Source organism: Planococcus versutus (genome assembly GCF_001186155.3).
In the GTDB taxonomy this organism is placed as follows: Bacteria; Bacillota; Bacilli; order Bacillales_A; family Planococcaceae; genus Planococcus; species Planococcus versutus.
Genome location: NZ_CP016540.2, coordinates 516,911 through 542,998, shown reverse-complemented (window position 1 = coordinate 542,998; position 26,088 = coordinate 516,911). Strand labels below are relative to the sequence as shown.

General features: G+C 38.5%; 23 protein-coding genes and 1 pseudogene. 6 read left to right on the top strand and 18 right to left on the bottom strand.

All coding sequences use genetic code 11. From position 1 onward, the window contains the following. Positions 1–10: 10 nt before the first annotated feature. Both I858_RS02875 and I858_RS02870 read right to left on the bottom strand, forming a co-directional pair. Positions 11–529, bottom strand: coding sequence for a YehS family protein (locus I858_RS02875; protein ID WP_049694422.1), 519 nt, complete (start codon positions 527–529; stop codon positions 11–13). A gap of 106 nt (positions 530–635) precedes the next feature. Then, positions 636–848 carry a hypothetical protein gene (locus tag I858_RS02870; RefSeq protein WP_049694421.1) on the bottom strand — a complete coding sequence of 71 codons (213 nt, stop codon included), beginning with the start codon at positions 846–848 and terminating at the stop codon, positions 636–638. A gap of 196 nt (positions 849–1,044) precedes the next feature. On the opposite strand from I858_RS02870, the gene I858_RS02865 reads away from it, so the two are divergent. Continuing rightward, complete coding sequence (locus I858_RS02865; RefSeq protein ID WP_049694420.1) at positions 1,045–1,554, top strand: CarD family transcriptional regulator; 510 nt, start codon at positions 1,045–1,047, stop codon at positions 1,552–1,554. 69 nt (positions 1,555–1,623) lie between these two features. Here the strand turns inward: I858_RS02865 and I858_RS02860 are convergent, their stop codons facing one another. The 3 genes from I858_RS02860 to I858_RS02850 form a co-directional block, all read right to left on the bottom strand. Then, positions 1,624–2,088 carry a MarR family winged helix-turn-helix transcriptional regulator gene (locus tag I858_RS02860; protein WP_049694419.1) on the bottom strand — a complete coding sequence of 155 codons (465 nt, stop codon included), beginning with the start codon at positions 2,086–2,088 and terminating at the stop codon, positions 1,624–1,626. Positions 2,089–2,226: 138 nt separating this feature from the next. Then, positions 2,227–3,222, bottom strand: coding sequence for a tRNA dihydrouridine synthase (locus I858_RS02855; protein ID WP_049694418.1), 996 nt, complete (start codon positions 3,220–3,222; stop codon positions 2,227–2,229). Between the two features lie 292 nt (positions 3,223–3,514). Then, positions 3,515–4,459 carry a sensor domain-containing diguanylate cyclase gene (locus tag I858_RS02850; protein WP_338046070.1) on the bottom strand — a complete coding sequence of 315 codons (945 nt, stop codon included), beginning with the start codon at positions 4,457–4,459 and terminating at the stop codon, positions 3,515–3,517. Between the two features lie 296 nt (positions 4,460–4,755). Between I858_RS02850 and I858_RS02845 the strand changes: the two genes are divergently transcribed. Further along, positions 4,756–5,103: a DUF6568 family protein gene (locus tag I858_RS02845; protein ID WP_049694417.1), complete on the top strand. Its 348-nt coding sequence runs from the start codon at positions 4,756–4,758 to the stop codon at positions 5,101–5,103. Positions 5,104–5,164: 61 nt separating this feature from the next. Here the strand turns inward: I858_RS02845 and I858_RS02840 are convergent, their stop codons facing one another. The 4 genes and pseudogenes from I858_RS02840 to I858_RS02825 form a co-directional block, all read right to left on the bottom strand. After that, positions 5,165–6,010: a DegV family protein gene (locus I858_RS02840; RefSeq protein ID WP_049694416.1), complete on the bottom strand. Its 846-nt coding sequence runs from the start codon at positions 6,008–6,010 to the stop codon at positions 5,165–5,167. Positions 6,011–6,218: 208 nt separating this feature from the next. Continuing rightward, positions 6,219–7,813: pseudogene (locus I858_RS02835) on the bottom strand (BCCT family transporter). Between the two features lie 393 nt (positions 7,814–8,206). Next, positions 8,207–8,692, bottom strand: a complete 486-nt coding sequence (locus tag I858_RS02830; RefSeq protein ID WP_157886467.1) for a GNAT family N-acetyltransferase — start codon at positions 8,690–8,692, stop codon at positions 8,207–8,209. Between the two features lie 272 nt (positions 8,693–8,964). After that, positions 8,965–9,726, bottom strand: coding sequence for an SDR family NAD(P)-dependent oxidoreductase (locus tag I858_RS02825; RefSeq protein ID WP_049694414.1), 762 nt, complete (start codon positions 9,724–9,726; stop codon positions 8,965–8,967). A gap of 341 nt (positions 9,727–10,067) precedes the next feature. On the opposite strand from I858_RS02825, the gene I858_RS02820 reads away from it, so the two are divergent. Continuing rightward, positions 10,068–11,474, top strand: coding sequence for a DHA2 family efflux MFS transporter permease subunit (locus I858_RS02820; RefSeq protein WP_049694413.1), 1,407 nt, complete (start codon positions 10,068–10,070; stop codon positions 11,472–11,474). A gap of 311 nt (positions 11,475–11,785) precedes the next feature. Here the strand turns inward: I858_RS02820 and I858_RS02815 are convergent, their stop codons facing one another. After that, positions 11,786–12,685 carry a mechanosensitive ion channel family protein gene (locus tag I858_RS02815; RefSeq protein WP_049694412.1) on the bottom strand — a complete coding sequence of 300 codons (900 nt, stop codon included), beginning with the start codon at positions 12,683–12,685 and terminating at the stop codon, positions 11,786–11,788. Between the two features lie 323 nt (positions 12,686–13,008). On the opposite strand from I858_RS02815, the gene I858_RS02810 reads away from it, so the two are divergent. Further along, the gene (locus tag I858_RS02810) at positions 13,009–14,355 is read left to right on the top strand and encodes an LLM class flavin-dependent oxidoreductase (protein WP_049694411.1); all 1,347 of its coding nucleotides are present in this window, start codon (positions 13,009–13,011) and stop codon (positions 14,353–14,355) included. Positions 14,356–14,399: 44 nt separating this feature from the next. Here I858_RS02810 and I858_RS02805 read toward each other — a convergent pair whose 3' ends face one another. From I858_RS02805 to groES, 5 genes are all read right to left on the bottom strand, one after another. After that, positions 14,400–15,746, bottom strand: coding sequence for a uracil-xanthine permease family protein (locus I858_RS02805; RefSeq protein WP_049694410.1), 1,347 nt, complete (start codon positions 15,744–15,746; stop codon positions 14,400–14,402). Between the two features lie 30 nt (positions 15,747–15,776). Beyond that, entirely contained in the window at positions 15,777–17,078 is a 1,302-nt protein-coding gene (locus I858_RS02800; protein WP_049694409.1) for a glycosyltransferase, read from the bottom strand. After that, on the bottom strand, positions 17,068–19,095 hold the full coding sequence (locus tag I858_RS02795; RefSeq protein WP_049694408.1) for a glycosyltransferase family 4 protein: 2,028 nt from the start codon (positions 19,093–19,095) through the stop codon (positions 17,068–17,070). The genes I858_RS02800 and I858_RS02795 overlap by 11 nt, the downstream gene beginning before the upstream one ends. Positions 19,096–19,325: 230 nt before the next feature. Next, positions 19,326–20,960 (bottom strand): chaperonin GroEL, encoded by a 1,635-nt coding sequence (gene groL, locus I858_RS02790; RefSeq protein ID WP_049694407.1) that lies wholly within the window; start codon positions 20,958–20,960, stop codon positions 19,326–19,328. 31 nt (positions 20,961–20,991) lie between these two features. Beyond that, the gene (gene groES, locus I858_RS02785) at positions 20,992–21,276 is read right to left on the bottom strand and encodes a co-chaperone GroES (RefSeq protein WP_006831533.1); all 285 of its coding nucleotides are present in this window, start codon (positions 21,274–21,276) and stop codon (positions 20,992–20,994) included. A gap of 191 nt (positions 21,277–21,467) precedes the next feature. On the opposite strand from groES, the gene I858_RS02780 reads away from it, so the two are divergent. Continuing rightward, a complete protein-coding gene (locus I858_RS02780) occupies positions 21,468–22,286 on the top strand; it encodes a CPBP family intramembrane glutamic endopeptidase (RefSeq protein ID WP_083553645.1) in 819 nt (272 codons plus the stop codon). A 17-nt stretch (positions 22,287–22,303) separates the two neighbouring features. On the opposite strand, the gene tatC is transcribed toward I858_RS02780, so the two are convergent. The 3 genes from tatC to I858_RS02765 form a co-directional block, all read right to left on the bottom strand. Then, the gene (gene tatC, locus I858_RS02775) at positions 22,304–23,074 is read right to left on the bottom strand and encodes a twin-arginine translocase subunit TatC (RefSeq protein ID WP_049694406.1); all 771 of its coding nucleotides are present in this window, start codon (positions 23,072–23,074) and stop codon (positions 22,304–22,306) included. Between the two features lie 12 nt (positions 23,075–23,086). Continuing rightward, positions 23,087–23,281 (bottom strand): twin-arginine translocase TatA/TatE family subunit, encoded by a 195-nt coding sequence (locus tag I858_RS02770; protein WP_049694405.1) that lies wholly within the window; start codon positions 23,279–23,281, stop codon positions 23,087–23,089. A gap of 90 nt (positions 23,282–23,371) precedes the next feature. Then, a complete protein-coding gene (locus I858_RS02765) occupies positions 23,372–24,004 on the bottom strand; it encodes a redox-sensing transcriptional repressor Rex (RefSeq protein WP_049694404.1) in 633 nt (210 codons plus the stop codon). Between the two features lie 131 nt (positions 24,005–24,135). On the opposite strand from I858_RS02765, the gene I858_RS02760 reads away from it, so the two are divergent. Further along, entirely contained in the window at positions 24,136–26,070 is a 1,935-nt protein-coding gene (locus tag I858_RS02760) for an ABC-F family ATP-binding cassette domain-containing protein (RefSeq protein ID WP_049694403.1), read from the top strand. Positions 26,071–26,088: the final 18 nt, after the last annotated feature.

Genomic DNA, 26,088 nt, shown 5'->3' with positions numbered 1-26,088 from the left:
AGAATTTTTTTTAGTTTCTGTATTTGATGGCGAGACCTTTTAAGAAGTTTCGTGCATAGCGATCGCCACATTCTTTGTAGTTTTTGTGACCTATTTTACGAAGCAATGCGCCAAGTTCACCTTTTGTAACAGTAACTCCTGCTAAATCCCAGATTTCTAACATGTCTTCACTAGTAAGCTGCAAAGCAATTTTTACTTTTTTTAGCAATAAATTGTTCGAGCGTTCGTTCACAGGTTCTGGCAAATTAGCTTGATCCGATTTTGGATCTTGACGACCTCTTTTAAAAATGATAAAACCATTTAAAAAAGCTTCAAAAAGCTCATCTTCTGCTTTGATGTAATCGTCGTTGTCTTCGTGATCTATCCAAATGCTGTCGTCTTCTTCTTCACTTTCAGGCGTCTTCGTTAGTACTTTTAGCACTTCATCCTTGCTCAGTTCAATGCCACCTAATTTGAAAATTTCAACCATGTCTGTATTTTTTATATCCAGTGCATAACGCAGTCTAATCAATAAATCATTGTTATCCATCTTTTTTCCTCCTGCTATTTTGCTATAAGTCGTTTAATCCATTCTTTATGATAGCACATATTCTCAAGTCCTTCAGTGATCCCAAAAGACAGCAAAAAAGACAGTCTCAACTGACTGTCTCTTGGCTTTCTCTATTCTTTACTACTTGTAAACGTCTTACTTTATCTTGAATATCCTGGATAATTTCCAAAGATTCCTTATCATCCATCGACTCTTCATAGAAAAAATCTAAATCTCGCTGCATATCTGCTAAACGCTCATTGTAATGTTTGAGTTTTTCGGCAATGATCAACCGCTTTGCTTCTTCCATACTTCTCATCTAGTCCTACCTCCGCTTTGACAACTAAAAAAACTTCCTGTATGTTGTATTCCCATTTTCACGACGCGTTAATCTATTATGTTGATCTTCTTATTTACCTAAGCCTAACTCTTTCTTCCAATCGTCAACTAAGTTTACAATTTACGGCAGATGTGTTATAGTAGTGTTAGATGAGTTACATTAGAGGAGGAAAAAGATGTTCGCTATTGGAGATCATATCATTTATTCCACCCACGGACTATGCAGAATTAACGATATTTGTGACGAGACTGTTTCAGGAGTCACAAAGAAATATTATAAACTGCATCCTTTGGAGAATACTTTAGTTACAATTAGTACACCTGTTGGAAATGACAAGGTCGTTATGCTAAAGCTTCTTCAAAAAGAACAAGCTCTCGAAATTATCGATGTTTTTAAAAAGCCAGAAGTTGAATCACAGACTCCTCAAAACCCAAAGACGCAGCCTAACAAAATTCATTCAGGAGATCGGATGCAAATTGCAGGTGTCATTAATGCGTTGATGCGCAAAAAATTTGATACACAAATTCAAAAAGAGTCTTTTTATGCTCACGACTATAAATTACTGAACAACACACAAATTATACTTTTTAAAGAACTGGCTCATGCAATGGATATAAGCTTTGAAGACATCAATAAAATGATAAACGAGTTGGTCACAGAAGACCTCCCTCAAGAAGTTAAGTAATTTTCCATTCATAAAAAACGTCCGGCTTTCTCAAGTACTTGGGAAAGCCGGACGTTTTTTAATGGCAAATTAAATTTGCCAATCGGCTTCTAAAATAGCCTTAAGAGTTTTTAACTGAGCTGCACCAATTTTTTCAGCAATTTTACGTTCTAGCTGACTTTTTAATACTTCGTTTTTCTCATAACATGTTTCCCCTAAAGTGGTTAGCCGAATGCATTTTTCTTTTTTATTGTTTTGTACATTCTGTATTTCTACTAAGTCTTTCGCAGCCAAATTTTTAATAAATTTATGGATGGCTTGACGGGAAATATCTACGTTCTTCGTCACAGATGCAATGGTGGGCTGCTGTTTATAAATATGAGCCATGATGGTCCACTCAGAATTCGAGATACGGATTTCACTTTCCTCATTCCAAGCCTGCTCTGAAATTCTTCGTATTGACATATGGCGCTCGCTTAATAAATCAATCAAATTTAAATTTTGCAACTCCACGTTCGGGGTCAAGCGGTTCACTCCTATCATCTGCTTCGCCATTTAATATAACGATTCGGCTAAGTGAAGTCAATTAGAAAAAATGTATAAATATTAATGATTTATAGTCACTATTTTAAAAGCCATCTCCTATCCAACAAATTAGGAGACGGCTTTTCAGAAGAAATTCCTCATCTAGAATTATTTATTTGTTTCAAGTAAACTATCCGCCTCATTCAATGTCTCAAATTCATTGAGCAACCTACGCACTTGGTCTGTTGTTTCGGTATACATCAGTTGATTTCTCAATTCACCAACGCCTCGTACGCCCCGAATGTAAATCTTAAAAAACCGCCGCAATGGTTTAAAAGCAATTGGCTGACTTTCTGTTGAATACTGGTCGTGGAGGTCTAGGTGCAGCCTCAACAAGTCAAACAATTCTTTTGGGCTATGTTCTGTCGGTTCTTTTTCAAAAGCAAAAGGGTTGTGAAAAACACCTCTCCCAATCATTACGCCATCAATGCCATATTTATCAGCAAGTTCCTGGCCGGTTTGGCGATCAGGAATGTCTCCATTAATCGTTAAAAGCGTATCTGGTGCGATTTCATCACGCAGTTTCTTGATTTCTGGAATCAGTTCCCAATGTGCAGGCACTGCACTCATTTCTTTTTTGGTCCGCAAGTGAATCGATAAATTGGCAATATCCTGCTCAAATAGATGAGTCAGCCAGCCTTTCCACTCGTCCACGTCGGTATACCCGATTCTTGTTTTGACGCTGACAGGCAAGCCGCCTGCTTTGGCAGCTTGGATAATATCCGCTGCGTTATCGGGATAACAGATCAAGCCACTACCTTTTCCTTTGGCCGCAACATTCGGCACAGGACATCCCATGTTGATGTCGACTCCTTTAAAGCCTTGCTTCGCCATTCCGATACTCATTTCTCGGAAATGCTCAGGTTTATTGCCCCATATATGAGCCACCATGGGTTGTTCGTCTTCAGTAAAAGTCAAACGCCCTCGCACACTGAAGATTCCCTCCGGATGACAATAACTTTCCGTATTCGTAAACTCAGTAAAAAACACATCTGGTTTTGCCGCTTCTGCTACCACATGGCGAAACACAACATTTGTGACATCTTCCATCGGCGCCAATACAAAAAAAGGTCGTGGCAAATCACGCCAAAAATTCTCTGTCATATTCAAGTTCCAATCCTTTCATTAAGGGATGCAAGGTCTGCCTGTCATCCGATATTCTTATTAAATTTATACTAGCAATCATCAATATCAGTAAGGACATCTCGTTTTTTCTTAACCTTATCCAGTTTACATGATTCGTGCATTCATGGAAAGAGACCTGTTTTAAACCTGACTCTCAATACTTTACATGTTTTTTCGTTTTTCAGTAATAAAATCAGTAATCCGTTAAAACAGCTCGATTGCTCTACACAAAAAGGCCAACTCCGACGAAGGAGCTGGCACATAAAAAGTATTACGATTCAAAAAACTTATACGTGTTTCTGCCTGCTGTTTTGGCTTGATATAAGGCACTATCTGCATGTTTGAGTAATGTCTTTACATCAATTGTGCAGTTTTTTGGATACGTTACGATACCCACACTAGCAGAAAGTCGATATTTAGCATCCCACGTGCTTAAGCTGTCAAGTAGGCGTCTCGCTTGTTCTGCTAATTTCTCTTTACTGGACATGTACGGAAAATGGATAATGAATTCGTCTCCGCCTAATCTGACCACAAACGCATCCTCATGCTCACTTGCAAAGGCCTTAAGTCTTCTAGCGACTTCTTTTAATACTATGTCTCCTTCATCGTGGCCATACAGATCATTTACCTTTTTAAAGCCATCCAAATCAAGAAAGAAGATGACTCCTTCCGTATGGTGGTTGTCTTCAAAAAAAGTAGAAAGATAGCGCCGATTGTATAAATCTGTTAACGAATCTTTATAAGCAAAACGCTCTAAATCCAAATAATAAGAAAACATTCTGACGATTCTCTGAAGCAACTGAACGCTCTTCTCATCAAAACGAGTGACTTCATCATTTACAGCACATAAGGTACCAAACTTATCTCCATTCACAAAAGAGATTGGAATCCCTAAGTAAGATTTAACATTGGCATTTTCGAGCGTATCTTTAAAATTTGCTAAACTGCTTTCTGACATCGTATCTTCATAAATCAACGGTTGTTTTTTTTCAAAATCAATGCGATTGCACAAAGTTTCTTCTAAGTTAAAAACCATTCCTTCCGTTACAACAATACTTGTATTGTTGTTTGAAAGTTTCAAAATAAGTTGCTGGGTATCGCTGATAGAACTCAAAAAAAGCAATTGGTCAGGTAAAATTTCTTTGGCAAGATCCAGTACGTCATTGGCCAACTCATCAAAATTCTTATACATCTCTAATTCTTGAAATGTTGTCATTATTAAGCACCTCAATTAGTATCCTATTTTACTTTTATTGAACTCTCAACTGTCGGTTACACTAAAAAAGACTTGAACCTATTTTCATCTTTGTATGGAAAATGTAAGTTTAAACTATCCTCCTTAAAGCTTAACATATCTACTTAAAAGGTGTTTAATAAATAAACTGTTCCGTGATAATAAAAACTATTAAGCAATCGCCCTCTTTATTGAAGCGCTATACTCAAGCATATTTTTTTCGTCTATCTCTCTACTCCTGTACAATAGAACTATTAGAGAAGGGAGCTTGAATATATATGACTACTTATGAAGAAAACATAGCAGGATTTGAAAAAATTGATTCCGCCAAAGCACAAGAATTGATCAAAGGGGATACAGAAGCCGTACTTTATGTTGGTAAAGCGGTATGTCCTTTTTGTCAAACTTTTGTCAAAAAACTAAAAGACGTTTCTGAAGAAACAAATACGCATATCTACTACGTGAACAGTGTAGAGTCAGATGATATGGATGGCATTTCCGCGTTACGCAAAGAATATGATATTCCAACAGTACCTGGTTTTATTTACACAAAAGGCGACACTGTAAATGTGAAATGCGACTCATCTATGGATGAAGAAGAAATTAAAGCTTTTATGAACAACTAAGCAACGTAGATGAAAAGACCGTCATTCCTATAGAGGAGTGGCGGTCTTTTCATCTACAAATTTAATAACGAACCCAACTCAAGCCAGTTGTTCCATCGCCTGCATGTACTGCTACACAGACACTTAAAGCCACTATTTGTACCTTTAAGTTTGGAAATTCTTTCATCAACTCATTTTGCCATACCTCTGAGTCTGGGATGTTATTGCAATTAATCACAGCCACTTCTGGCACGGTTCCGTTCATCATATCCGCACGCAATAAAGACAACACGTGATCTTTTGCGCGTTTATTTGTTCGTACTTTTTCGGTCATTACCGGTTTTCCATCGATAAAACTAATAACCAATTTGATGTTTAGCAAATTACTAATAAACGCTTGCGTTCCTGAAACACGTCCGCTTTTATGTAATTGGTTTAAACTAGACGGAATAAAAGATAGCTTGGATGCACGTGTCATTTCTGTAATGATTGCGATAACTTCTTCTATCGTCTCGTCTTTTTCGAGCAAATTGTTTCCTACTTCAATCATTTTGACCATTGGAAACGAACCAATTTGCGAATCAATCGGATAAACTGGAAACTCAGTCATTCGAGAAGCTGCTTGTGCCGTTTCAAATGTGCCTGAAAGACCACTTGATAAATGGACAGCAATTGCAAAATCATAGCCTGTTTTTTCAAGTTTTTCATACAAAGCCAGCATTTCGCCAATTGCCGGCTGAGAGGTTTTTGGTGACACTTTCGCTAGTTTTAATTTTTCGTAAAATTCGTCTTTTGTTAAATCAACCGATTCTCTATAAGAACCGGCTGAAAAAACAACACTTAGAGGCAAAACATATACATCGTATTTTTGAATAAAAGCATCATCAAGTTGTGCGGCTGTATCCGTGATCCAAGCTATTTTTTTCATTAAAAAAATTCTCCTCTATGTGCAAATTTCATATCTAACTCATCTCTGCTAACGATAACTTACACGACCGCTAAATTACACACTAGTGACAATCGTCATATGAAGAAGCTTTTTTACACAAGTCGTCATAAATTGAACATAATCTGCTTTTTATACAAAAAAATAGTCAGCATCCTCATGGGAATAACTGACTATTTTTATCATACTTTTATTGTTTTTCTTTTGATGAACTGTTTGGTATTTTCACTCGTGCCACTTCAGGTCTCTTCATGCTAGTACCTCGGCGAAACTGATCGTTGTACATCAGTTTCGCTACTTTTGGAGCCGACCAAAATGTTGTGAATAAGAGTAGCGAAACAGGAATTGCTGTAACAACGATAAATGATTGAATGGCATCAATACCACCTTCACTAATCATCAATAAAACAATCGCTACCGTTCCCATAATAAACGCCCAGAAAATACGCATAGCTTTTGGCGGTTGACCATCGCCTGTTATTGCAACTGAAATGGTGTATGCCATTGAGTCAGCTGTTGTCACCACAAACAAAATCGTAACTAGTACAAAAAGAGGTGCAATAACTACATTTAGTGGCAGTTGTTGCGTAATGGCCATCATCGCTGCTGGCATGCCAGATGTGTTTAATGCGTCTGAAATAATGCCAGGCTCAGCGAGTTCGTAAAACATACCGGTTCCACCAACAACCGTAAACCAAAAAGCTGTAACGATTGGTGCTGTAATAGAGACGGCCAAAACCAATTCACGAATCGTGCGGCCACGTGTAATGGTCGAAATAAAGATCGCCATCATTGGGCCATAGCCAAGGAACCAGCCCCAGAAAAAGATAGTCCAAGATCCCAACCAAGCGGAATCTCCTCTAAATGTGCTCATCTCTAAAAATTCTTGAAGATGAATCCCTGTTGCTGCGAGAAAGGTGTTCAAAATAAACCCACCTGGTCCTACTATCAAAATGGTAATCATTAAAATTAAGGTTATCAAGATATTCAAATTGCTAAGAAATTGAATTCCTTTGCGCAAACCGGAAATCGCTGATATCGTAGCAATTGCAACAACACCAACAATAATGACCACTTGCGTAAACAAGTTGTTTGGTATGCCAAACAATACTTCTAATCCGTAAGCGGCTTGTAAGCCAAGAAAACCGATAGGTCCGATTGTACCCGCTGCTACAGCAATAACTGCAGAAGCATCGATAACAGTACCCAGTAGACTTTTGCCCATAATTTTTTCACCCATCAATGGATACAACAAAGCACGGGGTTTTAACGGCATCCCTTTTTGATAATGTGCATACATTAACACGATAGTCCCAAGCGTTCCGAGTATTGACCACGCAAGAAAACCCCAGTGCAAGTAAGCTTGTGCAAATGCAGGAATAACAGCACTTTGAGTAGCTGATTCTACACCTCCCCTGCAAAATTAGGAGAAACTTCCAGAAAATGATACATGGGTTCAGCAGCTGCCCAAAATACACCACCGCCTGCTAACAAAGTGGTCATAATCATAGCAATCCATTTAAAATAAGCAATTTCAGGTTTTTCAATCCCACCTAACCGAATGTTGCCATACTTTGAAAATGCTAAGAAAAGTGCAATAAAAAATGTTCCTAAAAATAAGACTTGCCAAAATCCACCGAAATACGTTACAGCAAATGCAAAAGATTGATCGACCATCCTTCCGACAAGGTCTACGTTAATAAATGATGCAATAACAAAAGCAACCAACAAGCCACCGCTGATGAGCAGCACGGGCCAATCTGTTCTAGATCCATACTTTTTCAAAATGAAGCCTCCTTTTTCTTAAGCCTAAACAAATTTTCTTATATTGCTTTTTTTCGTTTATTTAAAAAGTTTAAGCATTCTTTCAACAACTCATGTCATTTTCGCTATCCAAAAAAAGTATTTTCATAGCAATTTTTCCCTCTAAAAAATAGCAAGATTTTGATACTTGAAAGCTTTTTAGCAATAAGTATGTAATTGTATACGAGTTACACACAATTTACCAACTCTTTTATCCCTTTGCTTTTTAACTGAGGAGTTAGAGTTAGCGATCACCCTTTTAATGGTAAATTATTCATACAATTGCAGGAAACAAAAAAGGCTCTGACATAAGCCATGTCAGAACCTTTACATAAATCACACAAAAAGTGCCATTGACAAGCTATCGGAATACCTTTACCCGTCAAAGGCATCACGGCCAAAAAGTCCTTCTTGTATAAATCCTACATTTTCATAAAGGACGATTGCACGCTTATTGTCAGCTCGCGTGACAAGTGAAATTTTTTCTATTCGTTTATTTTCTTTGGCACAATTGATTAACATAGTCATTAACACACGTCCCACTCCTTTTCCAGTATGCAACTGGCTTATCACAATTCCAAGTGTACCCACATGACGGTATCTGCGTTTTGGACTAGAGTCGATGGTTCCAACTCCGATCACTTTATCTTTTTCCAATACGATAAATATACAGTTGCTACTGGTTTCGCTTGTTTGCTCGATGACTTTCGTCAAATCTGCTGCGGATTGTGGGTATTCATTTAATCCAAAAGATAAATAGTCCGTCTCTCCACCTACTTTATTATAAAACGTAACAATACGTTCTCCGTCTTCAGGCTTCGCATGTCGAATAAATGGCTTATTATTTAATGTTTTTGTCATTTTCATTCTCTTCTTTCTTTTCTAGAATAAGTAGTTTTACTCAAAAACAAAACGAGAAAGATCATAATTTCATGCGGTGCAGTCATCTATATAGTTTTTCGGACATGTCTCATCATTATGATACCAAGTCATCACAGCAAAGTTAATTCTCATAGAGATGTTTTCTACGAAATCCGTAAAAATTTGAAACATCGATCAAAGTAAAAAATCCAATCCCAGTTAGGATTGGATTTTGCAAAAAACGTGCGCACACTCGCCGTTATAGCTAGTAGTTATTTTGCCGTTTGACCACCGTCTACAGCTAAATTTACGCCGGTAATGTATGAAGATTTATCTGAACAAAGCCATAATGCCGCTTGTGCTTGTTCATCTGGGAGTGCCATCCGCCCAAGTGGAATATCATTTTCTACGTATTTTGCTTGTTCAGGTACTTCTTTTGCCCACGCCTCTACAGCAGGAGTTAACGTCATGCCTGGACAAATTGAATTGACGCGAATTCCTTTTTTCGCATATTCTAGCGCTACCGATTTTGTTAGTCCATTGACCGCCCACTTTGCAGCACTATACGTCGCTAAGTTTTCTGACCCGATCAAGCCTGATGTAGAAGCGGTATTGACAATATTCCCTCCACCTGAATCAAGCATTGCTGGAATTTGGTGTTTTAGTGAAAAGTACAAACTTGTTTGCGTAATTTGTATACACCGCTCCCAGTCAGCGGTTTTCGTTTCTGCAATCGGCAAAGACGGCGCCCCAATTCCAGCATTGTTATGTGCCCAATCTAAGCGTCCATAATGTTCGACCGTTTGCTTCACAAGATCGATTACTTCTTGCTCATCTGCAACATTGCATCGCAAGAAAATTGCGTCGCCACCTGCTTCTACGACTTGTCGCACTGTTTCTTTACCGCCTTCTTCATTAATATCAGAGACGACCACTTTTGCACCTTCTGCGGCAAATGCAAGTGCACTCGCTCTTCCGAGTCCACTTGCTGCGGCCGTTACAATGCCCACTTTATCTTTCATTAAAGTTCCCATATCCATTCCTCCTTTTATCTTTACACGTTAACTCTTCTGCATAGTCTCAGCTTTTCCCTCTTTTCACTTTGAATTAGACAAAAGATAAAAAAGTTGAAAATGATGACTAGTGAAGTCAATAGATGACTCAAATGAAGAAAACGAAAAATCTATTAAATTTCTACATATTTATTAAACAAAATTAGATAAAATACGTAGTAAACGATGAACCTGTCTATTTTTCAAACAGAAAAATTGAGGCATACAGAAATAAGGTTTAGTATAAAAGATACGTTAAATTTGACTTCCATAATTCTGTGTATACAAATTTGTCAATCTACTAAAGAGGTGTTCATTCATTAATGGTCCATTCACAAACTCTAGATAAGTCTCAATCATTCGATTTAAAAAAGCACATTCCCCTTTTAGCTGTGTTGTTATCAGGTGCTTTTATTACCATTTTGAACCAAACACTTCTCGCTACAGCATTGCCTCCGATTATGAAAGACCTCAAAATAAGTGAAAGCACGGTTCAATGGTTGCAGTCTATTTTCATGCTTGTCAACGGGATTATGATTCCCATCACCGCGTTCTTAATCGGTAAATTTACCACGCGGAGTTTGTTTTTAACCGCGATGGGCACATTTGCGATGGGTACGCTCATCGCAGCTGTTTCGCCCGACTTTACTTTTTTGTTAATAGGACGCATGTTGCAAGGTGCAGGTGCCGGAATTATGATGCCGCTTTTGCAAACCATTTTGTTTTTAATCTTCCCCGTTTCCCAACGCGGCAAAGCAATGGGCATGTTTGGTTTGATTATTGCCTTTGCACCTGCAATCGGACCTAGTTTATCAGGTTACTTAGTTGACCACTATCCGTGGCGCAGTGTGTTTTATGTCGTGTTACCGATTGCGATTGTTATTATCGTCGCAGCGTACTTTTTACTAAAAAACGTAACTGAACAAACCAATCCAAAAATGGATTATTTATCGATTGTTCTTTCAACATTTGGTTTTGGTGGACTTCTTTACGGCTTTAGTGTGGCAGGGAATGTCGGTTGGCTTAGCCCGAACGTACTCATTTCACTCGTAATCGGTGCGGTTACACTGTACTTGTTTATTACTAGACAGTTAAAACTCGAAGAACCTATTCTTGAATTCCGTGTATTTAAGTACAGCATTTTCTCACTTGCTACAGCACTTGGGATGATTGTATTTGCATCGATGATTGCAACAACTGTTATTTTGCCACTTTTCATGCAAAATCTCCTCGGTTTTAATGCCTTGCATTCTGGACTGATGTTGTTGCCAGGAGCCATCGTTATGGGCGTTATGAATCCTGTGACAGGCGCGTTGTTTGATAAATACGGAGCAAGATGGCTCTTGCGTATAGGTTTTGCCATTTTGACAGTGACGACTTTTTTCTTTGCTAATCTTTCGCAAGACACAACGTTTACGTATTTAGCGACATTGAACGCTATTCGAATGCTTGGTATCGCAATGGTGATGATGCCATCTACAACGCTTGGCTTGAACCAACTGCCTAATCGATTGATTTCTCACGGTACAGCGATGAATAATACTTTCCGCCAAATTTCAGGCGCGATTGGAACAGCTGTACTTGTGACAATTACGATCACTGCTGCAAGCGGTGGTTCTGTAGCTGGTGCCATTCACGGGGTGAACGTTGCTTTCATCGTAGCAGGAAGTGTTGCAGCATTTGGATTCTTATTGTCTTTCGCTATTCGGGACAAGAAACCGATCCACTAATCCATGAATCAGTTACTCTAATTAAAAATTCTCCGACACAAACTTGTGTCGGAGAATTTTTTAGTTTTACATGAAATATGCGATATAGATTGAATTAAAGAATCCAACAAATATGCCGCTTCGGCGCTATGGACAAGCCTTTGCTGGGAAGTGTCTCTAAAGAGATGGAGCAAAATAGCGAAGACGCCTTGGGGAGCAAGCGAGCTGTTTTGCGGAATATCGACTACTATCGGTTTATTAGTTCAACATATATATATTCTTTCAATGATTTTATTTGGTTTGATAGTTAGTATTGTTGCTTCTACTCAAAACTATCCACGAAACACTTTTACTTCCAAAATCGCAAACTCGATATTGGCGTGATCGGTTAGTTGCGGTAAAACCTTGCGCTGCAATTCCGTTTTCACACGTGTTGCGTGTTGATAATCAACAAGATAACGCAACGTTAAGACAATTCCCGCATCATTTGTATCTACTGAAAATACCGGACGCAAAGCTTCTTGTTCTTCTGATAAATGACGTATGTTCTTTTTCAATTGATGTAGCACTTGTTCTTCAAAATACGTTTCGCCTGCTTCAGTTATTAGCTTTTCAGCTGCTTGCCAATCGCTATCAAAAGATAAAACGTATTGGAGTTCATGCCAAACAAATGAATTTTTACCTCCAACAATTTCAAGAGATTCATCAAAAATAATACTATTCGGTAATTTGATCACTCTTCCTGTGTTGGCATCCGAGGATAAGCCACCACGTACTTCTAGCAACTTGACGTTTATCGGTGTGATGTCAATGACATCTCCAATGATCCCATTGATTTCTATGCGATTGGAAATCTCAAAATACTTCCAATACTTAATGACAAAATAAGCCGTAATATTGGTTGTCAGTCCTCGCACCATAAATGCTAAAAACACGCCGATCAGCAGTGCAATCAAAATCAATGCATTGATGGCTTGAATCCAAATAAACAGCACAAAAAGAATTGCCAGTACCATAATGCTACTCTTTAAGACTTTCTGAGACTTGAGTCGCTTTTTAAAATCTGCTTCATTTCGTGTAATGAGTTTTTTAAGCGCTAGATACAAAAGTGCAGCTATGACAATCGCAATTGTGGTTAACGCGATTTTATTGAAATAAGCATCTGGTGTATTCAACGTTGAGAACAATCCTTCGGATAAATCGGTAAAATAATCTTTTAGAAAATCAGGCATCTTTTCACACTCCTCGGTCAATTCGTACTAGTAGTATACCTTAATTTGGAGAAGCCATTTTTAGTTAAAAAAATCGTGTAATTCCTTATTTTGTATATGCATGCTGACACTCCATGCACAGACATATGGTTCATTTTAACATGTCTAAAATTCTTTTTTTCTACTTATCTTTACTTTAATGATTTGAATGGTTAACTTACTTTTTGAACATTGTAAAATGCAACACATTATACGACACCTGTCTTGACACCAAGTGCGCCACATACGATAATCAAAGATAATGAATGGTTGTGAGTGATATGACCGATGAGAGGATAATCCATATGAGAAAGCAGTTAAAAATAGGAACGATGATTCACGGTGTCGGTGAGAAGATTTCCGATTGGCGTCATCCGACTATGCCGTCGGATGCAAGTGTCAGTTTTGACTTTTATAAACAGCAAGCGCAAACTTCAGAACGCGGAAAGTTTGATTTTGTTTTTATTGCAGATGCCTTATACATCAACGAAAAGTCAAATCCGCATTACTTAAATCGCTTTGAACCGCTAACGATTCTTTCTGCACTCGCGGTGGTCACGTCGAACATCGGACTCGTTAGCACATTGTCGACTACGTATAGTGAACCTTTTTCAGCAGCACGACAGTTTGCTTCACTTGATCTGTTAAGCGGAGGACGAGCCGGGTGGAATGCAGTAACGTCTGGACTGGAAAAGACCGCGCTAAATTTCAGTAAAGGAGTAAGCGATCATCCAAATCACGCTGAGCGTTACCGGATGGCTGCTGAATTTATGACAGTTATGAAAGGGTTATGGAATTCTTGGGAAGACGATGCGTTTATTCGCAATAAAGCGTCGAGTCAATTTTTTGACCCGACCAAATTGCATGCCTTGAATCATCAAGGCGAGTTTTTTTCTGTACAAGGGCCGTTGAATATTGGCCGTTCGCCGCAAGGTCAGCCCGTCATTTTCCAAGCCGGTTCCTCTAAAGACGGCATTGCCTTTTCTGCACAACAAGCTGATGTGGTATTTGCCACTATGCCTAGAGTCGAACAAGCCAAGCAGTATTATAGAAACGTCAAAGAGCAAGCCTGTTTGAATGGTCGTCAGCCCGATGACGTGCTGGTCTTACAAGGCATCAGTCCAATTATTGGCGACACAAACGAAGCAGCCGAACGAAAATACCAAGAACTGGCGAGTTTAGTAACAATTGAACAAGCACTCGCTTTTTTAGGACGGTTGTTTGAACACCATGATTTTTCTCAGTACCCATTAGACGAACCGTTTCCAGAACTCGGCCCTATCGGCAAAAACAGTTTCCAAAGCGATACAGATCGCATCAAGGCTGAAGCACGTGAGGAAAACTTAAGCTTGCGTCAAGTAGCATTAAGAGAAGCCACACCGCGCACGGTTTTTATGGGGACGCCCGAATACATCGCCGATTTAATCGAATCGTGGTACGACCAACAAGCAGCAGACGGTTTTATGCTCATTGCCAATTTGCCAAGCGAACTCGAAGCCTTTGTCGATCAAGTGGTGCCGATTCTTCAAGCACGTGGGATTTTCCGAACGGAATACGAAGGGAAGACACTTCGAGATAACTTAGAATTGCCTTATACGGAAAACGTTCTTGATACAAAACTCAAAGACAACCGGATAGGTGTAAAAGCATGAAAAGAAACCTCTCAAAAATTCAATGAATTTTTGAGAGGTTTCTTTTATTCTATCTCTGCGTCTTTTTCTATTGAATCCTCTGGAATGACTAAGTTTAACAAAATCGCAACAAAACAAGCGATTGTGATTCCGGATTGTCCAAATAATAGTTGAATAATGTCTGGAAATGCGTTCATAGCATCAGGCACTTGACTTAATCCGAGTCCAAATACTAAAGATAACCCGATGATAATTTTTGCTCTTTCATTTAAAGGCTCTGATGTCAAAATGTCTATACCGGTTAGTGTAATTTGAGAAAAAATAATGACTGTGGCACCTCCAATAACGGCTGGTGGCATGGTAGAGATAAGTGCTCCAATCTTAGGAATAAGACCAGCCACTATTAAAAATACAGCGCCCAGAGCTACAACATATGTGCTCATTATTTTTGTGAATGCGATCATTCCTACATTTTGACTAAAAGACGTATTCGGCAACGAATTAAAAACTGCGGCTAAAGAAGATGTAAATCCATTCGCTATTACTGAGCCCGAAAGTTCATCAGATGTAGGCTCTCTGTTTGCTCCTCCAGTCGTAATGGCTGTCACATCTCCGACTGTTTCAACAGACGTAACAATAAACATAATTAACATAGGCAATATAGCTCCCCAGTAAAATTCCATGGGGAAATAGAAAGGTGTTGGAACTGAAAACCAAGCCGCTTCTTTTATTGCAGAAAATTCAACCATCCCGAGTGGCAAAGCAACGATATATCCAACAATAATTCCGATTAAAATGGAAGAAGTTTTAGCCATTCCTTTTGCATATCTATTTAGGAAGATCACAATGACCAGTACCAGTAAAGCCACCATCCAGTTTTTAGCTGACCCAAAATTCTCAGATCCACTTCCTCCAGCCATAGATGTAATACCTGTAGGTAAAAGTGACAAACCGATCGTAAGAACGACTGTACCTGTTACAATTTTCGGAAAAAACCGTTTTAATTTTTTGATAAAAAACCCTAAAGTGCCGCCGAATAAACCGCCGATCAGACTGGCACCTAACAATCCGGATATGCCATAGGAGCTCGCTATTGCTATATTGGTAGGGAGAAACCCAAAACTTGTCCCCATTACTATTGGAAGTCCTGCTCCTACCTTCCATATTGGATAACATTGGATAATGGTTGCTACTCCTGCCATGATCATTGCACTTTGAACCAATATCGTTAAATCAGCTCCTGTAATACCAACCACACCTGCGATGATGATAGGAACGGCAATATTTCCTAAGAACATTGCAAAAATATGCTGCAGTCCTAAAGGTATTGCTTCTTTTAATGGAGGTCTACCATCTACATCGTATTTGTTTGTATTCGGAGATTTACCTTTATCGTCAACTGTTGTTTTCATAAAACACCTCTTTTCAATTCCATTTATGTTCTAGTCTATCTCCACTATTTGTTTTGCTGCATAATCTGCTCCTCTTTTTCTTGATATGCTTTTCCAATACTGTAAACTCTCTTTAGAAATTTCTTCTGTATCATTAAATGCGTTCGCTAGTTCTTGTTTGCTAAAGTTGTTTGGATCCAAGACGCTTCCTAATCTATTCTTTTCAATATCATAGGCTATATTAAACTGATCACTAGAAAATGGTAATATGATCATCTTTTTTCCATAGTAGATAGCTTCTGTTAACGTGTTGCATCCCCCATGAAAGACAACTGTGTCTACATACGGCATAAGAGCGATTTGAGGGATAAAACCCTCTATTATTGTATTAGGTGAGCTGTATTTTTTTAATTCTTCCACATGACTCCCTGCAGAAATGATCAATAAAGCACTCGGGTAAATTTCTCTGACTCCGAGAATCAGCTTTTCCAGTACATCTTTTCTATTCGATAAAAAAGTTCCTAAAGTTATCATGATGATCTTTTCTTTTGTCTCTATTTTTTCTAGCCATTTTCCATCTAACGTAGCTGCTTTGAATGAATTTCCTATAAATAGTTTCTTTGGTTGTTCTTCCTGTTTGTCACTGTTGTTAAAATCAAAATAATTGTAAATAACAGCGATATCAGAGACCAAACTAAAGGCATTATTAATTTTTTTAAGAGACTTATTTCTAGTGATAATATGGTTAAAAACTTCAGTAAATTCTCTTTGTGTTTGAGTTGAAACCTGCTCCAATCTCCTCAACTCTTCTTCTTTAATCGTTATAGCCTCGGGCCAGTTTCTAGGTACATTAAAATAGTCTCCTTTTTTTGGAATCGTATTCGGATGAGGAGGACAAAATGTGATAAAAGGCAGACTTAAAGCATACAAGCTAAGCGTAACCGAATAAGATAAGATATCGACCACATAAAGATCCGCAGCTAATGAATCATCTATTAACTTTATTTTATCGATAAGCTCGTCTGGATTGTAAAGCATATCAGCCTTTCTATGGCGAGATTGAGTGATAAGGGTTTCTACCGCACCTTTTTTTGTCGATTCAAAGAATTCTTCTAATCTGATTCTCTCAGTATCTGGTTGTATTGTGTTTTCAGCTTTTCCTGTGTTTTTGTTTGAACTTATATCGATTTCATAAAATGCTAAGTTTTCTTCCAAGATTTTTTCTTTAAACTCTATACTGCAACCAAATGTCACTTCTGCACCATATTTTTGAAAACTTTTTGCTAGCACCAACAAAGGGTTAAAATGTGAATAAAAAGGGGGACTTATAAAAAATATCTTTTTATACTTCATTGTTTTCTTCTCCTTTTACAGATAGATAAAAAGATACAAATTCAGTTGCAATTTTGTTAATGGAAAAATTTTCATCTATAGTTTTTTGTCCTGCAGCTTGAATTTTTTTAAATTCTTCTTTATCTATTTGGGAATCAAAAATATAGTTTTCTGTTTCTTGTGCAATCGTTTCCCAATTACTGGTGTCGATTAAAAATCCATTTTCCCTATTTTTCATATAGCTTTTAACTCCACCTTTTATAGGACCTAAGGTTAGAAATCCAATAGACATCGCTTCTAAAATAGCGATGCCAAACTCTTCTTTTACACTTGAACAAAGATATATATGAGGATAGTCAAAGTCTCTCTTCATAATATTCTTTTCGAGCATTTTTATATCTACATTCGACATGGCACCTCTATGTATGAACCTGTCTTTGAATTGAGGGAATCTTTGTACGTAATCTTCAAAAAAATCAATAACCGCTTCTTCTTCTTTAGTAGGTCTTTCTAGATCTCCTCCTATTATTAGAAGATTGTGAGTCTCAGAAAGCTTGGAGTTTGACCACGCTTTTAAAAGTTCCATTTGTCCTTTTAAAACAGATAGCCTTCCTACGTTTAAGATTACAGGTTTTTCAAAAAAATTGGTATTTGTTTCACTCCATTCGATAAAGCGAGTTGTGTCTTCTGCATCAATTGATTGATCTAATTGTATTCCTTCCCCTATCATTTTTATTTTTCTATTTACGTGCTCTTCTTTGAATTGAGGAAAATATATCTCAAGTTCTTTTTTCACATCAGCATTCCCGATACCAACTATGCCATCGCTTATGTCTATTAATTCGTCTCCTATTTTTATCTTGTTTAGCTTTTCAATAAGTTCTTTAAAACTAAGTTCTTTTAAATGACCAGCTCCATCAAACATATTTCTGTGTGGATCTGGTGTTAGTGTAAAGACAAGTTTTCTATTCAACTCTTTACATAGATGAGCAACTGATTTAGAAGCGTTATCCAAAAACCTGATATGAAAAACATCTGGCTTAATTTTTGACTGTTTTAAAAAATTACCTATAAATCTTTTGATAAATAATTCTCTTTTAATAAACTTGTCGGATACGGAAGGGTCTAAATAGATTGGCAACCGAATAAATACATGTTCATCTCCATAAAAACTGATAAAGGGCTTCGTTAATTCTTGAGTGATCGTAATCGTAAATACATAAGAGACGCTGCTATCTTTTGATATCTCTTCACCCAAACCTTTTAATAATACCGCTAACCCTCCATTATTTCCTTTTCCGCTATCTTCAAAATCTCCGTAAAACATAGATTGCAAAATTGAAATACCTTGTTTTTCAAATTTGTAATCTGTATGGAGAAAGTTATGATAACTATCATAAAACACTTTGTTTTTATCATTTATGATATTCTTCTTCACAATTGATTGATCAATGGTTTCTATTGAATACAAACTTTCCAATACACTCCACACTTGAACTTTTAGATTATCAGGATAAGCTAAGGTCAATAAGTTATATAAATATTCTTTAAATCCTTGTCTTTTAAAGTGCTCCAGATAGTCCAGTAAGATAGAAACCATATCTAAATCTAGTTCGTATTTCTGAAGCATACCTACGAGATCATCGTCACTTAACCCATCGATATCACATTCAATACAAATGTCTAAAACATGATAGAGCTTTTGACTGTCATGCTGTTGTTGTGAGAGTAAGTCTTTTGTTTTTTTTATGATGAGCTGCTTGACTTCGTCATTGAATAACTTTAAAACAGTATCCACGATAAATCGGTCTGTGTATGAATCCTCTCCCAAAAATGAGTACAATTCATGTATTTCTTTTTCGCCTAGTTTCTTTTTCTGCTCGATTCGCTTGATCGTTCGAATTTGCTCTATTACGACTCGTTCTTTGGAGTTTAGAGTCTTACTCCTATTTATGTAATTATCTAAAAATTGAAGAGGATAAATGTAATTACTGTCGTTATCATAAACATTATTTCTAAATTCAATAAACTCATTCATTTTTTACCCTCCAATGTCTTTAATAAGTCAGTCTCTTATTACCTATACTTATAATTAACAAGCTAGATGTCAAGTTTCATGATTCCGGTCGTGATTTAGAAAACAAAAAAAGGTCTTTCATTAAGTTTACTAACTTAATGAAAGACCTTTCGAGTAATCTTCTTTAATGAAACAAGAACAGTTTAATGTAAAACACTTGTCATGTTGTTAAAACAACATTTTAAGCGTTATTACATCATGCCGCCCATGCCACCCATGTCAGGCATGCCGCCGCCCATTGGTGCTTGTGGTTCTGGCAAGTCTGCAACAACTGCTTCAGTTGTTAAGAACATCGCTGCAACAGATGCTGCGTTTTGAAGTGCAGAACGCGTCACTTTTGTTGGATCGACAATGCCTGCGTCTACCATGTTGACCCATTCGCCGTTTGCAGCGTTAAAGCCGATGCCGACTTCTTCTGTCTTCAGACGGTGAACAATGATTGATCCTTCAAGACCTGCGTTTGTTACAATTTGACGAACCGGTTCTTCAAGTGCACGAAGAACAATGTTAATGCCCGTTGCCACGTCGCCTTCTTTAGTTTCAAGAAGTTCCGCTACTTTGTTGTAAACGTTGATCAATGCTGTACCACCGCCAGCAACAATTCCTTCTTCTACAGCTGCACGCGTTGAGTTTAACGCATCTTCAATACGAAGTTTGCGTTCTTTCAATTCGGTTTCAGTCGCAGCTCCAACTTTGATGACTGCCACGCCGCCAGCCATTTTCGCTAAACGCTCTTGCAATTTCTCTTTGTCGAATTCAGAAGTTGATTCTTCCAACTGGTTGCGAATTTGTGCAACACGCGCAACAATGTTTTCTTGGTTTCCAGAGCCTTCTACAATGGTTGTGTTTTCTTTTGTCACAACCACTTTCGATGCGCGACCTAGTTGCGCAATGTTGGTTGTTTTCAATTCAAGCCCTAGATCTTCTGTAATCACTTCTGCGCCAGTCAATGCTGCAATATCCTCAAGCATTGCTTTGCGACGATCACCGAAGCCTGGTGCCTTTACAGCTACTGCGTTGAATGTACCACGCAATTTGTTAACCACTAATGTTGCTAACGCTTCGCCTTCTACGTCTTCCGCAACGATCAGTAACGGTTTGCTTTGCTGAACCACTTGCTCAAGAATTGGCAAAATTTCTTGAATGTTGCCGATTTTCTTGTCGGTTACTAAAATAAATGGATTGTCGAGCACCGCTTCCATTTTATCTGAATCGGTTACCATGTATGGCGATTGGTAGCCGCGATCAAACTGCATCCCTTCTACTACGTCAAGTTCTGTTGTAAAGCCGCGTGATTCCTCTAGCGTGATCACGCCGTCGTTGCCCACGCGCTCCATTGCCTCTGCAATTAGTTTGCCGACTTCTTCATCACCAGACGAAATCGCCGCTACTTGTGCAATGGATTCTTTGCCTTCGATTGGTTTTGAAATCGCTTTTAACTCGCCTAGTGCACTTTCAACAGCGAGTTCAATTCCTTGACGAATGCCCACTGGGTTTGCGCCAGCTGTTACGTTTTTCAAGCCTTCACGAATCATAGCTTGTGCAAGAACGGTTGCTGTTGTTGTTCCGTCACCCGCGATGTCGTTTGTTTTAGAAGCCACTTCTGCAACAAGTTTCGCACCCATGTTTTCAAAAGCGTTTTCAAGTTCGATTTCTTTTGCGATCGTCACACCGTCATTCGTAATTAACGGCGAACCGAATTTTTTTTCAAGCACGACGTTACGCCCTTTTGGTCCAAGCGTTACTTTTACTGTGTCTGCTAATTTATCTACGCCTCTCAGCATTAAACTGCGTGCATCTTCGCTGAACTTAATCTCTTTTGCCATGTTTAGCTTCCTCCTGTGTCATTGATTTATTTTAGCCTAATACTGCTAATATGTCGTTTTCACGTAAAATCAAATATTCTTTGCCTTCGTATTTCAATTCAGAGCCTGCGTATTTCGAGAAGATAACGCGATCGCCAGCTTGTACGTCCAATTCTGTGCGCTGTCCGTTTTCACGAATAAGTCCATTTCCTACAGCGATCACATGGCCCTCCTGCGGTTTTTCTTGTGCTGATCCCGGTAAAACGATACCGCTTGACGTTTTCTCTTCCGCTTCGATGAGCTCAATAATTACACGATCTCCTAGTGGTCTTAACAAATGAAACACCCTCCTCAAATTATCTATATATTCTCGATTAGCACTCTCAACCTTTGAGTGCTAACCCATAACCAAGTTTAATAAAATCTTCAGTCTTTTGCAAGTAAGAACTACTATGATTTTGATTTCTTTGCGGTTAGCTTCTCAAAGCTCTACAATAGAAGGAGTTTAAAAGTGAAAGGAATTACAATATGCCCACTAAACGTAAGAAATTACTAGACACATTTTTTGAAAAAGACTCTACCGCCAAACCAAGGACTGAAAAAAACAACAGCAAGCGACCTAAGTACAAAGGCAAAAAAACACCGCTTTTCGTACTGCTAATTTTCATCATCGCTCAGCTTTCACCGATTTTGTTTATCGCACCTACTTTTGATTACTTCCAAGGACAAGGTTTGGACCGTGAAGCTGCCAGTGCTGCTACGTCTGGCTGGCTCATTTTTCTGACCATGGGAATTGGCTTTATCTTAACACTTATCGTTGTTTTTCGAGACAAGCGCTTTTTTGATATTTGGAAAGGCAAGAAATCGTCTCCAGTCATGGCCGTTGTTTGGGGCTTTCTTGGTTTCTTGTTATTGCTTATTGGGCAATCGCTTGCTGCTTTAATCGAAATGAACTTTCTTGGCATTGATCCCGGTTCTGAGAATACTGCTTCGTTAGTTACTATTGCCAAAGCAGTACCACTTGCAATCGTTTCTATCGTGCTTTTTGGTCCGATTTTAGAAGAATTGGTTTTCCGCCGTGTGTTATTTGGCTCTTTAAATCAAACGACCAACTTCTTTTTCGCAACTGCCGTCAGTGCCTTAGTGTTTGCATTGATTCATTTTGATTTTACGCATTTGTTGTTGTATTTCACGACCGGCTTTATCTTAGCGTTTTTATACCAAAAAACGAAAAGCATCATCACCCCTATCATTGCCCATATTTGTTTGAACAGTTATGTCATGCTTATTCAACTCAATATGGACAAGATCATGGAATTCCAAAAACAAATGGAAAATTTACAGTAAAAAAAGCCTTCTCCGAATCAATTCGGTGGAAGGCTTTCTTGTTGTTCTTCAATAGCTTGTTGTTGCTCGGCTTTTAAAAATTTTCGATACCCCACTTTGGCAATAAGTACACTAAATTCGTACAGTATGATTAGCGGCAATGTCACAATCATATGCGAGACAATATCAGGCGGCGTGATAAACGCTGCGATGATCACTAATCCCAGATAAGCATACTTGCGGTATTTTGTCATCAGCATCGGTGTGATAATTCCGAGTCTCGTTAAAAACAACATGACGACCGGCAGTTGGAATATCAAGCCGAATGGCAACGTGATTTGGAACAAGAATTGGAAGTACTCATTTATGCCTATGGTTTCTTGTATGTCCATATTATCGGAAATGGTTAACATAAATCCGATGACGTATGGAAACAAGATCAAATACGCAAATGCAATGCCCCCTAAAAATAACAATACCGAAAACGGAATGTAACTTAATGTCGCTCTCCGCTCTTTATCGAGAAGACCTGGACTGATAAACGCCCAAAACTGGTACATGATGAGGGGTGATGTCATGATTAATGCTAAAATCATTGTCACTTGCATAAAAATCTTTAACGGATCTGTAATTTTAAACGCATTCAAGGTAAGATTTTTAGCTTCTTCTGTATACTGCAAATACTGAATCAGCGGTTGCGCAAGGAAAAAGCTAATAATAAGTGCTAATACAAAGAAAACGACTAGAATGGTCAGTCGTTTTCTAAGTTCTCCTATATGTTCAATTAATGTCATATCTTGTTCTGGCATTAGACAAACATCCTATCGTATTTCTTTGTGCTCTTCTTTCTTTTTCAACTCTACTTTATCGTCGTCATCGTCTACAAGTCCTTTTGTAGCGTTCTTGAACTCACGCAAAGACGAACCAAACGCTTTTCCAAGTTCCGGTAATTTTTTTGGACCGAAAACAAGTAAAGCAACAACCCCGATAATGATGATACTCATTGGACCTGGCATACGTTGCACCTCCTGTATTATGGCTCTATTTTACATCATTTAAATAGGTTTGGCTATTTCCAAAGGCCTTGAAAATGTGAAGTTTTTAAGTCATTGTTGCTTGATTTGGTAGATCAAGGTTTGCAACTCAACTGACAAATCGATGGTCTGAACACGAATATGGTCAGGCACCGATATTCGTACCGGTGTGAAATTTAAGATCCCTTTAATATCAGTTTTTGCTAAACGATCTGTTACTTCTTGTGCAGAGCGTGATGGTACCGTCAAAATAACCAACTCGATCCCGTATTCATTAATTTTTTCTTCAATTTTATCAGGATGATACGTATCAATATCGTTAATCTTTTCGCCTTTTTCCGGACTGTTCGAATCAAATGCAACGATAATTTTGGTGTTGTGGTTACGATGAAAATTATACTTTAAAAATGCGCTTCCTAAACCCCCGACACCAATCAACGCAACATTGGTCGCTTCATCTTGGTCTAATGTTTTTCGAAAAAACAACAACAATTCTTGAACATCATAGCCATAACCCTTTTTTCCAAGAGCTCCTAAATGAGAAAAATCACGTCGGATGGTAGCAGAATCAATTTTCATCGCTTCGCTTAATTCTTGCGAGGAAATGCGTTTTTGTCCGGCATTCTCGAAATTTTGAAGAAAGCGATAATAGAGTGGCAGCCTTTTGGTCGTAGCTTGGGGAATTTTAGATGTCTCGTGTAACATACCTTTTGCATCCTCCTGAGGTGTTGTCAAATCGCTTTCATCTTACAGTAGGAGGCTTGATATGTAAAGACTTGTGTAATTGCGAACAACCGCTCTATCGGCTACACTTAAAGAGAATAGAGGTGACCTACATGATTGTTTTACAAGTAAACCAAGTCTATAAATCATTTGGTGCAGAAGAGATTCTCTCAGGCGTCAAATTGGAAGTGCAACACCGCGACCGCGTAGCATTAGTAGGCCGCAACGGTTCAGGAAAATCGACATTATTGAAAATCATAGCAGGAGAGATATCTTACAACAGCGGCGACATTAGCATGCCGAAGGATTTGACAATCGGTTATTTAGAGCAACAAAGCAACTTGGAATCTGACGCGACCATTTGGGATGAAATGATGACAATTTTTCATCAATTTCGTGAACAAGAAGCAAAGCTTCGTCATTTAGAAGCACAAATGGCCAATCCAGCTGTTTACAACAACTCAGAAGAAAACGACAAAGTGATGAAAGAATACGATTCTCTACAACATGACTTTAAAGATGCCGGTGGTTATCAGTACGAATCCGATACACGCGCCATTCTTCACGGCATGAAATTTTTTCCGGAAGACTACGACAAAAAAGTAACGTCGTTATCAGGTGGTCAGAAAACACGGCTGATGCTAGCAAAGCATTTACTTAGCAAGCCGGAGCTGTTAATTCTCGATGAGCCGACCAACCATTTAGACATTGAAACTTTAAGCTGGTTGGAAACCTTTTTGAAGAACTACCCCGGTGCGTTACTCATTGTTTCTCATGATCGTTATTTCCTCGACCAAGTCGTGACCATGGTATACGAAGTGTCTCGCCACCGCGTAAAAAAGTACAACGGCAATTACAGCCGGTATTTAGATGAAAAAGCCAAACAATACGAACTCGATCAAAAGCAATTTGAAAAACAACAAGGTGAAAAAGCCAAACTCGAAGATTATGTGCAACGCAACTTAGCGCGTGCTTCGACCACCAAAATGGCACAGAGCCGAAGAAAGACTTTGCAAAAAACCGATTGGATGGAAGTCCCCGATGGCAACGAAAAATCCGCGAGTTTTGGCTTTACGATTGCTAAACAAAGTGGCAACGATGTGTTAAACGTTCAATCATTAGCGATTGGCTATAGTGCAGAACCTGTCTCGAAAGACATTTCCTTGAAACTATACCGCCAAGACAGCTTAGCACTCGTTGGACCGAACGGTGTTGGCAAATCGACTTTATTGAAAACCATCATCAAAGAACTGCAGCCACTTGAAGGCGACGTTCACTACGGAACAGGTATTCAGTTTGGTTACTATGATCAAGAACAAGCCAATTTGAAAGGCAACAAACTCGTGTTAAACGAGTTATGGGACGATTACCCATTGATCAATGAAAAAGACATCCGTGGCATCTTGGGACGCTTTTTATTTACTGGCGACGATGTGTTAAAGCCAGTATCTACGTTATCAGGTGGTGAAAAAGCGCGTGTGGCTTTAGCAAAATTGATGATGCAAAAAGCCAATGTCCTGTTACTTGATGAACCGACCAACCATTTGGACCTCGATAGTAAAGAAGTATTGGAAAATGCCTTGTTGGATTATCCCGGCACTTTGCTTTTCGTGTCGCATGATCGCTATTTCATGAACCGCATTGCTACTAAAGTGGTTGAACTCACACAAGACGGCACTTCGGAGTATTTGGGTGATTATGATTACTACGTAGAGAAAAAACTAGAAATTGCTGAACTCAAAGCATTAGATGAAATGGGTCAAGTGACCGAAGTTAAAGCTACTGCATCGACATCCACTTCACAAATTGATAAGGAAGCAAAAAAACTCGAACGCCAGTTGCTTCGTCAATCTGAAGAAGTAGAGCAATCTATGGAGAAATTGGATATGCAAATCGCAGAAATCGAAGAACAATTATGCCAACCTGAAATATTCCAAGATCACGAGCTTGTATTGCCTCTTCAAAACGAACTCGAAGAGCTAAAATCGACTCACGAACTAGTGATGACACAATGGCTCGAAATCCAAGAAAAACTCGAACAAATTTAACCCAAACCAGCTAATTGA

Coding starts and splice junctions, on each gene's coding strand:
- I858_RS02875 (WP_049694422.1), bottom strand. CDS start 529: ATGGATAACAATGATTTATTGATTAGACTGCGTTATGCACTGGATATA.
- I858_RS02870 (WP_049694421.1), bottom strand. CDS start 848: ATGAGAAGTATGGAAGAAGCAAAGCGGTTGATCATTGCCGAAAAACTC.
- I858_RS02865 (WP_049694420.1), top strand. CDS start 1,045: ATGTTCGCTATTGGAGATCATATCATTTATTCCACCCACGGACTATGC.
- I858_RS02860 (WP_049694419.1), bottom strand. CDS start 2,088: ATGGCGAAGCAGATGATAGGAGTGAACCGCTTGACCCCGAACGTGGAG.
- I858_RS02855 (WP_049694418.1), bottom strand. CDS start 3,222: ATGACAGAGAATTTTTGGCGTGATTTGCCACGACCTTTTTTTGTATTG.
- I858_RS02850 (WP_338046070.1), bottom strand. CDS start 4,459: ATGACAACATTTCAAGAATTAGAGATGTATAAGAATTTTGATGAGTTG.
- I858_RS02845 (WP_049694417.1), top strand. CDS start 4,756: ATGACTACTTATGAAGAAAACATAGCAGGATTTGAAAAAATTGATTCC.
- I858_RS02840 (WP_049694416.1), bottom strand. CDS start 6,010: ATGAAAAAAATAGCTTGGATCACGGATACAGCCGCACAACTTGATGAT.
- I858_RS02830 (WP_157886467.1), bottom strand. CDS start 8,692: ATGACAAAAACATTAAATAATAAGCCATTTATTCGACATGCGAAGCCT.
- I858_RS02825 (WP_049694414.1), bottom strand. CDS start 9,726: ATGGGAACTTTAATGAAAGATAAAGTGGGCATTGTAACGGCCGCAGCA.
- I858_RS02820 (WP_049694413.1), top strand. CDS start 10,068: ATGGTCCATTCACAAACTCTAGATAAGTCTCAATCATTCGATTTAAAA.
- I858_RS02815 (WP_049694412.1), bottom strand. CDS start 12,685: ATGCCTGATTTTCTAAAAGATTATTTTACCGATTTATCCGAAGGATTG.
- I858_RS02810 (WP_049694411.1), top strand. CDS start 13,009: ATGAGAAAGCAGTTAAAAATAGGAACGATGATTCACGGTGTCGGTGAG.
- I858_RS02805 (WP_049694410.1), bottom strand. CDS start 15,746: ATGAAAACAACAGTTGACGATAAAGGTAAATCTCCGAATACAAACAAA.
- I858_RS02800 (WP_049694409.1), bottom strand. CDS start 17,078: ATGAAGTATAAAAAGATATTTTTTATAAGTCCCCCTTTTTATTCACAT.
- I858_RS02795 (WP_049694408.1), bottom strand. CDS start 19,095: ATGAATGAGTTTATTGAATTTAGAAATAATGTTTATGATAACGACAGT.
- groL (WP_049694407.1), bottom strand. CDS start 20,960: ATGGCAAAAGAGATTAAGTTCAGCGAAGATGCACGCAGTTTAATGCTG.
- I858_RS02780 (WP_083553645.1), top strand. CDS start 21,468: ATGCCCACTAAACGTAAGAAATTACTAGACACATTTTTTGAAAAAGAC.
- tatC (WP_049694406.1), bottom strand. CDS start 23,074: ATGCCAGAACAAGATATGACATTAATTGAACATATAGGAGAACTTAGA.
- I858_RS02770 (WP_049694405.1), bottom strand. CDS start 23,281: ATGCCAGGTCCAATGAGTATCATCATTATCGGGGTTGTTGCTTTACTT.
- I858_RS02765 (WP_049694404.1), bottom strand. CDS start 24,004: ATGTTACACGAGACATCTAAAATTCCCCAAGCTACGACCAAAAGGCTG.
- I858_RS02760 (WP_049694403.1), top strand. CDS start 24,136: ATGATTGTTTTACAAGTAAACCAAGTCTATAAATCATTTGGTGCAGAA.